Annotated in this window: 8 protein-coding genes and 1 pseudogene; 6 read left to right on the plus strand and 3 right to left on the minus strand. The window is 42.8% G+C overall.

The features are described from left to right. Positions 1-148: 148 nt before the first annotated feature. Both GKR71_RS02520 and GKR71_RS02525 read right to left on the minus strand, forming a co-directional pair. Positions 149-1,072: an aminoimidazole riboside kinase gene (locus tag GKR71_RS02520; protein ID WP_132496470.1), complete on the minus strand. Its 924-nt coding sequence runs from the start codon at positions 1,070-1,072 to the stop codon at positions 149-151. 39 nt (positions 1,073-1,111) lie between these two features. Beyond that, positions 1,112-2,107 (minus strand): LacI family DNA-binding transcriptional regulator, encoded by a 996-nt coding sequence (locus GKR71_RS02525; RefSeq protein ID WP_154633905.1) that lies wholly within the window; start codon positions 2,105-2,107, stop codon positions 1,112-1,114. Positions 2,108-2,357: 250 nt separating this feature from the next. On the opposite strand from GKR71_RS02525, the gene GKR71_RS02530 reads away from it, so the two are divergent. From GKR71_RS02530 to pta, 6 genes are all read left to right on the plus strand, one after another. Then, positions 2,358-3,620, plus strand: a complete 1,263-nt coding sequence (locus GKR71_RS02530; protein ID WP_036949587.1) for an MFS transporter — start codon at positions 2,358-2,360, stop codon at positions 3,618-3,620. Then, entirely contained in the window at positions 3,617-5,062 is a 1,446-nt protein-coding gene (locus GKR71_RS02535; protein ID WP_154599947.1) for a glycoside hydrolase family 32 protein, read from the plus strand. The genes GKR71_RS02530 and GKR71_RS02535 overlap by 4 nt, the downstream gene beginning before the upstream one ends. A 312-nt stretch (positions 5,063-5,374) precedes the next feature. Beyond that, complete coding sequence (locus tag GKR71_RS02540; RefSeq protein ID WP_036949583.1) at positions 5,375-6,115, plus strand: MurR/RpiR family transcriptional regulator; 741 nt, start codon at positions 5,375-5,377, stop codon at positions 6,113-6,115. 283 nt (positions 6,116-6,398) lie between these two features. After that, a complete protein-coding gene (locus GKR71_RS02545) occupies positions 6,399-7,955 on the plus strand; it encodes a PTS transporter subunit EIIC (protein WP_006658525.1) in 1,557 nt (518 codons plus the stop codon). An 11-nt stretch (positions 7,956-7,966) separates the two neighbouring features. Then, positions 7,967-9,337 carry a class-II fumarase/aspartase family protein gene (locus tag GKR71_RS02550; RefSeq protein ID WP_036949581.1) on the plus strand — a complete coding sequence of 457 codons (1,371 nt, stop codon included), beginning with the start codon at positions 7,967-7,969 and terminating at the stop codon, positions 9,335-9,337. A gap of 475 nt (positions 9,338-9,812) precedes the next feature. After that, complete coding sequence (pta, locus tag GKR71_RS02555; RefSeq protein ID WP_108479503.1) at positions 9,813-13,046, plus strand: autotransporter Pta; 3,234 nt, start codon at positions 9,813-9,815, stop codon at positions 13,044-13,046. A gap of 98 nt (positions 13,047-13,144) precedes the next feature. Here pta and GKR71_RS02560 read toward each other — a convergent pair. Continuing rightward, positions 13,145-13,463, minus strand: a pseudogene (locus tag GKR71_RS02560) (Rpn family recombination-promoting nuclease/putative transposase); the annotation flags it as partial.

The following is a 13,463-nucleotide window of genomic DNA, read 5'->3' on the forward strand; positions in this document are numbered from 1 at the left end:
GTTCGATTCCGAGTCCGGGCACCACTATTTAAAGAACCCGCCCTAGTGGCGGGTTTTTGCTTTCTAGCGAATCACCTCAGTCTTTACTTCTCAAAAACCACTTTCTTCATTCACCACAACCCCCCTAGAAAATTGCGCGAAATCGTGACTACAGGCTTTTGAGTAAATCTTGACGATATGGCAATGCGGTCATTGCTCCCTTCGCCGTGGTGGCTAATGCGCCACAAATTTGTGCTTGTCCAATAATCATGCCCAGCGTATTTTCATCGCGCGGCAGACCATAAACTGCCAACCCTGCTAATAGACCTGCGACAAAGGCATCTCCCGCACCTGTCGTATCAACCACCACCACGGGTCTAGCTGAATAATGCAGAATATCTCCCTGCCAACACACCATCACCCCATTTTTACCTAGAGTCACAAGTAGCAAATCAAAAGAATACTGTGTGGAAAGTTGTGCAATACCTTGCTGAATATCGGTTTTACCGCTTAAGAAAAATAATTCTTCTTCGGATAACTTCACCACCGAGGCGAAAGTGAGCGCTTTATGTAAACATTCACGCAATAGATTTTCATCCTGCCAAAGATCCGTTCGGATATTAGGATCAAAACTAACGCGCCCACCTGCACGACGAATTTTTTCCATGGCATAAAATGTGGTACTACGGCTCGGTTCGGCACTCAGCGCGATAGAGCACGCATGTAGCCATTCATTTTCCTGAAATACCGGTAAATCCTCTATTTCTAAAAAAAGATCCGCTGCGGGACGAACCATAAACGTAAAAGTTCGTTCTCCCTCTTCATCCAGTTCAACCACCACCGTTGATGTACGATGTTGCGGATCCAACTTCATATAGTCAGTGTCCACTCTCTCTTGATCTAGCGTGCGGCACATAAAGCGACCAAAAGGATCATTCCCGACACGACCAATAAACCCACTTCGTCCATCAAGGCGAGCAACCCCAGCTGCCACATTCGCAGGCGCACCACCCGGCATCTGAAGTAAGCAGCCTTCTCTTTCGGGGATCAAATCAACAACAGCATCACCGAGAACCCACACTTTATCGGTCATAAATTACTCCACAAGCAATATTGAAAATAGTCAGTATGATTAAATTGAATCCCTTGGTAACCAAGGCGATGAAATATAGACAGTTTCTCGATGCGTCTCCCTGTTAATGATATGTAGCGCGCTACGCTTACCAATCTCATAATGCGGAAGTTGTACCGTCGAAAGCGGTGGAATAAATAATTCACCGATCCCAACCATATTGTCGTAGCCCACAACAGCGACATCTTTTGGGATCTTCAATCCACTTTCTAACAAGATCTGATAAACGATGAATGCGATCCGATCGTTTCCACAAATAACTGAATCAAAACCCGCTTTTCCATGGTGGATCTGCTTGCGTACAATCTCAGGAATATCTGCATAATTTTCTGTATTTAAAAAATGATGAGATAACGCATCGGCATTGATTCCATGTTCTTCACAAGCGCGCTTAACACCAAGAGCTCGACGGAGAGTCGCCGGGTGGTTAGCTGGGAGATATAAACATAGCGGTTGGCGGTATCCCGCATTTAATAGCGCTTTCACCGCGTTATATTGACCATCTTCATCATCGGGTACATAGCTGGCCGTTGGTACATTTAGGCTTTCACAGTTAGCGAGTACTAATGGTACCTTCATCATGTGCTTGGTAATTTCAACCTGCCTAAGCCCCATTGCCGTATAAATAATGCCATCCGGGCGATGAGAAAAAAGTAAGCTCGCGATAGCTTCAGGATCATCACCTTCTAGCATATTCACCACATAGCTATTCCAACCGTGTGAACGCGCAGTCTCTTCAATAGACAGCGTAATATCGACAGAAAAAGGGGACGTTGCCGTATCTAGCGCCAATACCCCAATCGTTCGAGGTTTTTGCCCTGACCGTGTACCGCGGATCATCCGAGCTGAAAGATCAGGCGTATAACCCGTTTCATTAATGGCTTTTTGAATGCGTTCTAGTGTCTCTTTTTTCAGCTTTTCAGGATTATTGATAGCTCTTGAGACCGTCATCATTGAAACGCCCGCCAGCTTTGCGACATCTTTTAAGAGTACCATTTTGCCCTCTTTACTCTGTTTTCAACGTCTTTGTTTTCAACGTCTTTGGTTCCAACGTCTTTTCGTCGGAGTATATCAACCAATAAATCGCCACATGATTGCGAGAATCAGAAACCTGTGACATCCCTCACATACCGCCAATGTTAATGTTAACATTGGTGATTAACATCATATTTATGCACTATACCGTCTTTTATAAAGTGAATGTTAACATTAACAATATAGACATTCTGACAGTAGGAGAATATCTATGGGCAAAAAAACACGCGCTAACATGCATGCCTATCTCACATTAAGTGGTTTGTTATTTACTTTCTTTTGGACATGGTCATCCGTGTTTTCCTTGGTATCTCTGTGGCTCAGCCAAAAAATTGGCTTAAAGGGCACCGATACGGGCATTATTTTTTCTGTTATCAGCTTAACCGCATTTTGTGCTCAGCCTCTTTACGGGTTTATCCAAGACAGGCTTGGCTTACGCAAAAATCTATTATGGTTTCTGGGGGGATTGCTATTAATCAGCGGACCTTGGTTTATTTTTGTCTGTACCCCCTTATTGAAATGGAATATTTTTGCGGGAGCGGCCGCGTTGGGCATTTATGTTGGCGCGACTTTCTTTGCCGGTATTGGCGCTCTTGAATCCTATACTGAACGCGTCAGTCGTATTGCAAGTTTTGAATATGGTCGTGCCCGTATGTGGGGCTCACTGGGCTGGGCGGGCGCCACCTTTTTTGCTGGGTTATTATTTAATATCGATCCCAACTTAAATTTTGCCATGGGTTCTGCCAGCGCACTTCTGTTCATCATTTTGTTATGGCGTTTACGCAACGTTCGCCCTCATACCATGAATGAACTTGAGTTCGGAAAAACTCAGTCGCTGACTATCACTGATGCGCTGGGATTATTACGCATGCGCTCATTTTGGTCTTTGGTGATATTTGTCTGCGGGGTAAGTGTTTATAACGTCTACGACCAACAATTTCCGGTCTATTTTGCTTCGTTGTTTGCAAGCCAAAACGAAGGCAACGAGATGTTTGGCTACTTAAACTCGCTTCAGGTCTTTTTAGAGGCAGGTGGTATGTTCTTAGCACCTTTCCTCGTCAATCGGATTGGTGCCAAACGTGGTCTGCTTTTGAGTGGTGTCATCATGGCACTGCGCATTTTAGGTTCGGGGCTTGCTGACGATGCAATCACGATTTCATTTATGAAGCTGCTACATGCGGTTGAACTCCCTATCCTATTAATTTCATTATTTAAATACATTACATCCGTATTTGATAAACGTTTATCTGCAACCATCTACTTAGTGGGTTTCCAGTTTGTAGCGTCGCTCTGCGCCTCATTCTTATCCCCGCTCGCAGGCTACAGTTATGACACATTAGGCTTTGCAGATACCTATATGATCCTCGCCGCTATCGTCATTTTGATGACGATAATTTCAAGTGTCCTTCTGCAATCAGAGGACGCATCAACCGTCAATCGTATGACAACATCGAAAAAAACGGTGGAACTATGAAACAAAAACTTCAGCAAGCACAATTTGCTCTTGAGCAACTTAAAGCTCAACGTGGAAATACCTATTACCCTGACTTCCATCTTGCGCCACCCGCTGGCTGGATGAATGATCCCAATGGCTTGATCTGCTTTGATGGGTTATATCACGCATTTTATCAACATCATCCAATGAGTGCTGACTGGGGGCCAATGCATTGGGGTCACGCCACCAGCCACGACATGATCCATTGGCAACATGAGCCTATCGCCCTAGCACCCGGTGATGACTATGATCGTGATGGCTGTTTTTCAGGTTGTGCCGTAAATGATAATGGAACCCTTTCACTCATTTATACGGGGCATGTGTGGCTAAAAGAAGCTGGTGACGATAGCGCTATCCGTGAAGTTCAATGTTTAGCAACCAGTACTGACGGTATTCACTTTGAAAAACAAGGTATTGTGCTAACGCCTCCCGATGGCATTATGCATTTCCGTGATCCTAAAATTTGGCAAGAAAACGGCACTTGGTGGATGGTGATAGGTGCACGAGACGCGGCAAATTGTGGGCAAACGTTGCTTTATAAGGGAAATTCACTACGCGAATGGCAACTTGATCGAATCCTCGCTCACGCTGATGTTGATGGTGGCTATATGTGGGAATGCCCAGATTTCTTCCCGTGTGGCGACCACCACTATTTGATGTTTTCACCGCAAGGTATTCAACAAAATACAGGTTATCAGTATCGTAATCGCTTCCAATCCGGTGTGATCCAAGGTCACTGGCAAGAAGGAAGCGCTTTTATACAAAGTCAAAAATTTACTGAACTGGATAATGGGCACGATTTCTACGCGCCACAATCATTCACGACAGCTGATGGACGACGTGTCATTATGGCTTGGATGGATATGTGGGAATCTGCTATGCCATCCAAACAAGAAGGCTGGGCAGGCTGCTTAACCCTACCACGCGAGTTATTTGTACGAGATGGGCATTTATGCCAACGTCCAGTGATTGAAGCCAAATCACTGCGCCAACAGAGCCAACTCATTGAGCCTCACTCGGTTAGTCAAACAGAAGTGCTACTCGAACATTCCAGCGCCATCGAGTTAGAGCTTGTTTGGGATAGAAACCAAAGTAATGCTGAACGATATGGCATAGCGCTAGGTAATAAGGTAGGCGATGGATTAGAGCTGTATATTGATAGCCAATCTCAACGCTTAGTGCTCTGGCGGCACTACCCAGAATATGAGCTGGACGGTTATCGCAGCATTCCATTACCCACAAACGATAAACTTTCATTGCGTATTTTTATTGACCGCTCCTCCGTTGAAGTCTTTGTCAACGATGGTGACGCCGCAATGTCTAGCCGCATTTATCCCCAACCTAATGAACGCAAGCTAATGTTATTTGCTTCTCATGGTAGCGCGGTTATTTCTGAAGGAACGCTTTGGCAGCTCAAATAATGATTGAGCCGGAATTGAGATAAACAAAATCGCCTTGTGATGTGCTTTATCACAAGGCGTTTTTAATCCTTTAGACTCTGGTTGAGGTTCGTTTCACTTTTATATTCTTAGCTTAAATAGATAAGTATTATTATCGACCTTATAAGTTATTCACATCAAAAAAACTCCCGGAAAACCTGCATAAAATACGGCTTTAACGTATAATCAACGCTGTTGAGCTTTTGCTCACTTCACACAGTGTCGATATCATCATAAATAACACGCGAACCCAGACTAAAATGGGCTTTTGATACTCTATTGATCAGGTGAGATATGCTGGATTTTCTAAAGAATTATGACAACTTAACCGTCAGTGAAAAAAAAGTATTAAAATATCTTACCGATAATATTGCCGATATTCCCTACTTGAATATTAATGAATTAGTCGCCAAAACGTTTGTCTCTAAGACTGTCATTATTAATTTGTCCCAGAAATTAGGCTTTAGTGGGTTTAAAGAACTCAAGTTTCAAATTAATAACCATATCCTTTCGCAAAATAAAGCGGAAAAAAACAACCCTGCGTCGTATAAAAAACAGCTTGAAAATAATATCCATAAAACCTTCACGTTGATTAATGAAGAGCAAATTCGCGACTGTGCGAAAACATTACGCGGCTCGCGTAATATCTTTTTAGTGGCACGCGGTACCAGTAAAGCCGTCGGTTATTATCTTGAACACTTGCTCTTCTCCCTTGGATTACACTGCTTTTTTATCAACGATTACAATCTCTCCGACTCGTTTACTCGTCTGGTTAACCAAAATGACACCGTGATTTTTATTTCGCTGTCTGGCGGAACCAAAAAAATCATCGAAACCGCTAAAATCGTGCAGTTGAAAGAGGCCAACATCATCAGTATGACCGCCTTTCACACAAACGAACTCACTGCCTACGCCAATAACACCCTTTTCTGCTTCGCGGATAGCTATGACACTAAACGGGATGATTCAAAATCCAGAACCGGATTTTTCATTCTGGTGGACTTGTTAATTAATGAATTGGAAAATCTGCTGTAAATAAACGCCTCCCTCACCTTATTTATTTAGCTTAAAGTTAATCAAATACTTTTCATTCAATTATTTTTGTTATTCTTCAAATAATTATTTATTTAAAAAATCATCAACACATTGATGACAAAATTATTATTAGCATGATTTTTAAAGCTTTATTTAACAATAATGACCTAGGTCTTAATCTATGACCTGAGATAATATTTAAAACCGTAACATCATTTCATTTAAAAAACCCAGTGCTAGTATTCCAGTTAATTTCAATAATTCTTCGTCATTAGGAAAAAATATGGCTAAAAGAAAATTCGGTGAGTCAATCCAGCGCTTTGGTAGGACACTGCTCCTGCCAATCGGGGTTCTGGCTCCAATTGGTATGATACTGGGGATCAGTGGTGCATTAGTTCAAACCTACATGATTGCTCGATTCCCTTTCCTCGGCAATGAAACCGTTAACGCATTACTTGTCAGCATCCGTTCTATTGCGGGCGTTATCTTCGACAACATCCCATTACTGTTCGCCATGGGGGTTGCCTATGGCATGAGCCAGCGTGATAAGGGGATCGCGGTCTTCGCCTCCGTTGTGGGTTACCTTTCGTTGATCATCACCATGAATATTTGGTTGGTGCTCACTGGTAAACTGGCGGATCCCGCGATTATGGGTCAAGTGGGACAGATTAAAGTTTTAGGTATTCAAACCTTAAATATCAGTGCCGCTGGGGGAATTATTACAGGGTTAATTGGTGCATGGGCCACCGATAAATTCTACAACCTCGAGCTACCGACTGCCTTCGCCTTCTTCTCAGGTAAAAAATCGGTTGCGATCATCATGGTCGGTTTAATGATCATGGTCGGTGGAACATTACCGTTTATCTGGGAAGTCTTAGTACAAGGCTTGATGAAGCTTTCTGCCGTCTTCCTAAGTCCTGTCGGTCCATTCTTTACCGCAGGGGGTGAACGTCTGTTTATTCCATTCGGGTTACACCATGTTTGGAACGTTCTGTTTAGATTTACCGAAGCCGGTGGTACCTATGTTATTGATGGACAAACCTTTGTTGGTGTCGTTCCAGCCTTAACGGAAGTGTTATTTAAGCAAGGTCCAAGTAGTGAATACTGGGCAATGATGCCAAGCCTGACGCGCTTTATGGCGCAGCAACAAATGCTGGTGACGCTGTTCCTGTTCCCTGCGATTGCATTAGCTATCTATAAAACATCGAAAAAAGAGAACCGAGCTGAAGTTAAATCGATGTTGGTGACCATGGTATTGACCGCGATGCTCGGTAACGTGACCGAACCGCTCGAATTTACCTTCGTGTTTATCGCACCGCTGCTGTACTTAATCTATGCCATCATCGTCGGTATTGGTGCAGTGTTGTTGTCATTCGCTGGGGTTGCTATCGGGTATATCCGTGGAACCGTGTTTGACTTCACTATCTTCGGTCTGCTGTACGAGCACACTAACTGGATATTCTTAGTCCTGATTGGTGGCGGTTTAGCGGTAGTGACTTACTTCATCTTCTACTGGGCGATTATCAAATTTGATATCAAAACCCCAGGTCGTGAAGAGTCGAGCAACCTGAAAAATACCTTAATTAAAGAAAAACGTTATGGCGAAATCGCTGAGATCCTTGTTGAAGCCTTAGGCGGTAAAGAGAACATTCGTAACGTAGATAACTGTATTACCCGTATGCGTATTGATGTCGCAGAAGTGAATAAAATTGATAAAGATTTAATGTTGGAATCAGGATGTACCGCATTCTTCTTTCCATCGGCAAACCACGTCCACGTAGTTTATGGACCGAAAGTTGAATTTGTTCGCAACGCTGTTGATGAGTTCATGAAGAAATAAAAGGATATATGATGAGAGCCTTATATGATTCTAAGAGTAAAACCATCGATGACCGCGGTATAAAAGCCCTGTTATCGGATGAAGCCAAATACAATACTTGGCTGATGTTTGAATCCATGTTAGCTCAAGCGCAGGCTGAAGCGGGGTTCATTCCCCAATCAGCGGCCGATGAAATTAAAGAAAAAGCGGTTATTGAGAACATTGATTTTGAAGAGATGAGCCGCATTTACCAAAAAATTGGGCACGGTTTCGTTCCCTTCTTAAAAGTCTTGGTGAATGCGTGTTCTGAAGAGAGTGGTAAATACATCCATTACGGAATTACCACCCAAAATATTCAGCAAAGCTCGCAGCTGTACATGATGAAAACGGTACATAATAAATTTATGTTGCTGTTAGGTGAGATCATCGAAAACCTGTCGGGTCTTGCTGAAAAAACTAAGCATATGGTGATGCCAGGCAGAACCCATGGGCGCCACGCTATTCCAATTACTTACGGTTACAAAGTGTCCGTATGGATCAGCGATTTCATTGACTGCTACCAGCGTATGAAAGAGTGTGAAAAGCGCGTATTTACCATCATGATGGGTGGCGCTGTGGGTGCGTTTAACTCCATGCCGGGGATTGGTTTAGAAGTGCAAAAACGCGTTGCTGAGCTGACGGGCATGCATGCGATGGAAGTCCCATCTCGCAACCTCAGCACCCATAAACTCGAGTACATGGCGAACTTAGCGCTGATGGCGAATATCTGTCATAAAATCGGGGAAGAAGTTTACAGCACGACGCTGGAAGAAATAGCGGAAGTGTCTGAAGGCTTCACCAAAGGCACAGTGGGCAGCAGCACCATGCCACACAAAATCAACCCAAAACTGGCGAAAGGGATTATTGCTAACTCCCAAAAACTGTATTCGTTACCGAGTGTTGGGATGTATTCTGCCGTCAGACCGTATGAAGGTGATAGCAGCTCTTATATGTTATTCGATGGGCTTATCGAAGAAGCGCTGGAACTGACTACTGAAATTTTATTAAGAACCGAAGAGCTTTCGAGAACTCTGGTACCTCACGAAGAGAGAATGCTGCATAACGTTCTGAGAAATAAAGGGTTAGATAATACCGAATACGTGATGATGAAAATGGCTGAGAAGCTGGGTAAAGATAAAGCACACTCATTGCTGTATGAAGAAGCCATCAAAACCGCAGCGGATGGTGAGGATTTCTACACTAACCTCACCAAGAACGAAACCATTACGGCAGCATTTAGCAATGATGAAATCAAAGCGATGCTAGACCCACGTTCGTATATTGGTTTGTCCGTTGAAATCGCAGAAAAAGAAGCGAAACGTGGTTTAGCCGCAGCCCAAGAAATTAAACAGATTTATCAGTAATTATTCGCTTAATAATTTAACTTAATTCTGTTATTTGAAGCCGCCATTTTAAAACAATGGCGGCTTTTTTTGGTTATAAAAATATGAATATTGCTAAATAATAGAAAAATAATTCATTACTTTAAATTAGTTATTAATACTTAAAAAATAATTAGCAAGAATGACTGTTAATAAATAATGTGAATTTGTTACCACAACTGATTTATTCTCAATAAATTTATCTAAATTTTAATTCTTGTATTCAAAAGCAAAAATTAATTTAATTCCCCACGTAGAACTATCATTTAATTTGTTCTGTTCACGTTCTATTCATCTGCATTTGATGTGATTAGCTAGTCAATAAATCTACTTTTTCGATAAATAAAAAGATTTTGAGATAGCGCTCAAGTATTTATTTTTATAAAACACAGATTATCTCTGCGATTCTGTTTTTGATTCTTAATGATGTTTTTTGATTGATAACAAAGGTATCAGAATGAACAAAGCACATAAATTTGCGTCATCTTCTCGTTATAAAAATAAAGCTGCAATAAATAAAAATATTTTTCAGCTTTCTATTATTACTTCTGCGCTATTATTTTCCGGCTATACGCTGGCTTACTCTGAAACAGGGCAACTCGGTGATAAAAATAGTTGGGAAAGCCAAGAATATAAAAATGACTGGGGTTTAGCCGCCATGAATGCCTCCAGTGCTTATGCGCTGGGATATCATGGGCAAGGCGCTAAAATCGGCGTAATGGATTCAGGCGCATTGTTATCTCACCAAGAGCTAAGTGGCTCTCGCTTCCACGCGGTCAAAGCCAAAGGTGAATACGGCTCCACGGGGATGCGTTATCCTCAAGAGTTAGGCGGTCACTATGAAAAAGGTCAAGCCTTCGATGTGACTGGAGATTGGATCAAAGGCGTGAATGATACTCACGGTACCCACGTGACAGGTACCGTCGGTGCTAACCGTGATGGCGAAGGTATGCACGGCGTTGCCTGGGGTTCCGATGTGTATGTGGGTAACACAGGTGCCACCGACAGCAATAACTATGGTCCTTATCAAGATTACCAATATTTCTATACTGGCTGGAAAGCCATGGTGGATGCTGGTGCCCAAGTGATCAATAACAGTTGGGGTACCAACCCAAGAATTATTGATGCAGGGAAAACGGTCGGTCCTGATGGTGGTAACACCACGGTACATTTACCCGTTGATACCACCCAACAAACTGAGTACGAATATTTCTATTTCAAAAAAATCTATGGGGATAACCCATCCTTTGTAGATGCCGCCTATGATGCCGTGAAAGGCACCAATGTTGTTCAAGTCTTCACCACAGGTAACCGCGATTTTAAAAACCCGTACTATCGCCCTCTTTACCCTTATTTCAATCCACAAGCAGAGAAACATTGGATTGCGGTTGCAGGGTTAAAACAGACGGCAGACAAAACAGGCTATGAAATTGAAGGTATGTTTAACGAAGCGGGAAATGCCAAATGGTGGACCGTCGTTGCCCCTAGCCGCTATATCTACTCCAGCGTCGTAGATGCTGACGGCAATCCGGGTTGGGATACCTTTAGCGGAACATCAATGGCAGCACCACACGTCACTGGTGCCATGGGCGTTTTAATGTCTCGTTATCAATCCATGAATGCCCTGCAAGTTCGTGATGTGATGTTCACGACTGCCAACCGTTATAACCCAGATGGCAGCCTCTATAAAGGCTGGACATCCGCGGATGGCGTACCTGATGAGCGCTATGGTTGGGGTACTCCTGATCTCGAAAAAGGTATGTATGGCCCAGGTCAATTCTTAGGTAAATTCGAATACCAACTGGATGCTGTCCCACTTGATGTCTGGACAAATGACATTAGCCAAGCGGCGTTAGATCAGCGTGAAACCGAAGATTTGGCGTGGTTAGCCGATTATAAAGCCAACGGTATCGATGCCGGTGGCGATTATAATCTTGGTACCGATTTTGTGGTCAATGATGGCAATCCAGACCCGACTTCTCATATTGTCGATAAAGAAGATGCTAAAAAATGGCGTCAGGAATATTACCAAAAACGCGCTGAGGCCATTCAAGCCAAAATCGATGCAGGTTTGTATGATGGCGCTCTAGTCAAAGCGGGTGAAGGCACATTGGTGATGACGGGGGATAACACCTACCGTGGCGGTACAACCGTCGAACAAGGTTCTCTGTACGGTTTTACTGAATCCTTTGGTACTGCAGACGTGAATGTTAACGGCGGCACAATTAGCGTGCTTAATCGTTATAACGACAAATTTACTCAAAAAGGTCAGTTAGTCTCCAATGAAAGCCATAAAGCCAATATCAACATCAACGATAAAGGTACCTATTTAGTCACCGCAGGTCATGATGTGAATGTCGGTAATATGACCTTAAATCAAGGCGCTAAACTGGATGTTGCTGCCGATAACATTGGGCAACTGAAAGATGTTTATCTTAATGATAAATCAATCCAAGGTACGGTTAACGCAGATAATTTAGCTGACAATCGCGCTAAAACCAAAATGCTGGCGACAAATGCCAATAATGCTGCCGCAGATGATTATGCGTTATTCCAAAAAGACGTTTCTGTAAAAGATAACACCATTACGGGCACTCTGAGTAAAAAAGCGGATGCCTCATTTGCTTCATTTGCTAATAATGAAAATGGTCGTTCGATTGCTAATTCATTAGAAAGTAACGCTAAAGGTCAGCTATTTGATGCAACACTACCGATGAGCGAACGTGACCTTCGTAATACTTATCAATCACTCGGTAGTGATATGTACCTTAATGCGAATAATGCCAGTGTGGTGAACGTATTGGGTCTAACTCGTACCGTGAAAGATCAGGCTATCGGCGTGGGTCATGGTCGCTATGCTAACCTTGAAAATAGCAATGCACGCATTTGGATGACAGGTGTTGGTCAATGGGGCAACCTTGACTATGGCTACAGCAATATGGATACCGATTTCTATGCAGCATTAGTGGGTGCAGAAATTGATGTCGCTGAGCATACCAAAGCGGGACTGTTCTTTGGTGCGGGTTCATCTAAATATAAAGCTCATGAGTACGGCAAAATTGACAGCAATGATCTGCATGTCGGTGCCTACGGTGTATCCAATATCAAGAATGTAGCTGCGATTAACTATGGTGTAACGCATACAAACCAAGACCGAGATGCAAAACGCACGCTGTGGGTAGGCCAAGAGTCCGGTTATAACTCCACCAGCTATGATGCAAAAATCACGCAATTCTTCGTGGAAGGTGCTTATACCCAGCTGAATAATGACCGATATTCTGTTGAGCCTTATGCTGGATTTAACTGGCTGCATGTCACCAGCGATAATCTGCATGAGCAAGTCGGCAATATGCAATTCACCACCAAAACAGATAACCAAGATATCCAAGTTGGTACCGTTGGTTTACGTGGTGGCTATCCATTCAGCGCGGGTAATGTGAATCTCACACTGAAAGGTGACGTATCTGCGAGCCATTTATTTGGCGATACTCGCCCAGAAGCGATGTTGTTCCTGTCAGACACTGGCGAAGCCAAAATTCGTGGTGGCAAGTTAGATAACTTATTCGGTGTAGGCTTAGGGGTTGATGCTCAACTGAATAAATCCACGACTTTCGGTGTTTCTTACCAAGGTCAATATAACAGTGATGTCAGTTCAAGCGGTGTGAATGCCACATTAAAAATTAACTTTTAATTCAATTAATTAAAAAAGGGCAGAATCAATTTTATGTTGATTCCGCCCTTCACCGTTTTTTATCAATACAGTTTTTCGATAAATACAGCGTATGTTAATTAGCTCATATCTTGAATTTCAGAATGAGATAAGCCTGTAATTTTGCTAATGATATCAATGTCTAAACCTAGGCTTAAACTGGTCAAAACTTGGGTGTAAGTGCGTTGTTTGGCCTTCTCCTGCTCTTCTTGTCGAGCTTCTTCTCTTCCTTTGACTAACCCTCTTTTTACTCCTCTCTTTAATCCTTTTTTTAACCCCTCATTTCTTAAGCGATCAGCAATGGTCATAACAGTCTCCTGATATCCTTCGGTTTTTTCTATTAATGTTTTGACTATCTTCTTGTATGTCGGCGTATCCATCACACTAAACAGATAGTTG

The sequence above is a fragment of the Providencia sp. wls1922 genome (assembly GCF_009706505.1).
In the GTDB taxonomy this organism is placed as follows: domain Bacteria; phylum Pseudomonadota; class Gammaproteobacteria; order Enterobacterales; family Enterobacteriaceae; genus Providencia; species Providencia lanzhouensis.

Coding starts and splice junctions, on each gene's coding strand:
- pta (WP_108479503.1), top strand. CDS start 9,813: ATGAACAAAGCACATAAATTTGCGTCATCTTCTCGTTATAAAAATAAA.
- GKR71_RS02535 (WP_154599947.1), top strand. CDS start 3,617: ATGAAACAAAAACTTCAGCAAGCACAATTTGCTCTTGAGCAACTTAAA.
- GKR71_RS02550 (WP_036949581.1), top strand. CDS start 7,967: ATGAGAGCCTTATATGATTCTAAGAGTAAAACCATCGATGACCGCGGT.
- GKR71_RS02530 (WP_036949587.1), top strand. CDS start 2,358: ATGGGCAAAAAAACACGCGCTAACATGCATGCCTATCTCACATTAAGT.
- GKR71_RS02525 (WP_154633905.1), bottom strand. CDS start 2,107: ATGGTACTCTTAAAAGATGTCGCAAAGCTGGCGGGCGTTTCAATGATG.
- GKR71_RS02540 (WP_036949583.1), top strand. CDS start 5,375: ATGCTGGATTTTCTAAAGAATTATGACAACTTAACCGTCAGTGAAAAA.
- GKR71_RS02520 (WP_132496470.1), bottom strand. CDS start 1,072: ATGACCGATAAAGTGTGGGTTCTCGGTGATGCTGTTGTTGATTTGATC.
- GKR71_RS02545 (WP_006658525.1), top strand. CDS start 6,399: ATGGCTAAAAGAAAATTCGGTGAGTCAATCCAGCGCTTTGGTAGGACA.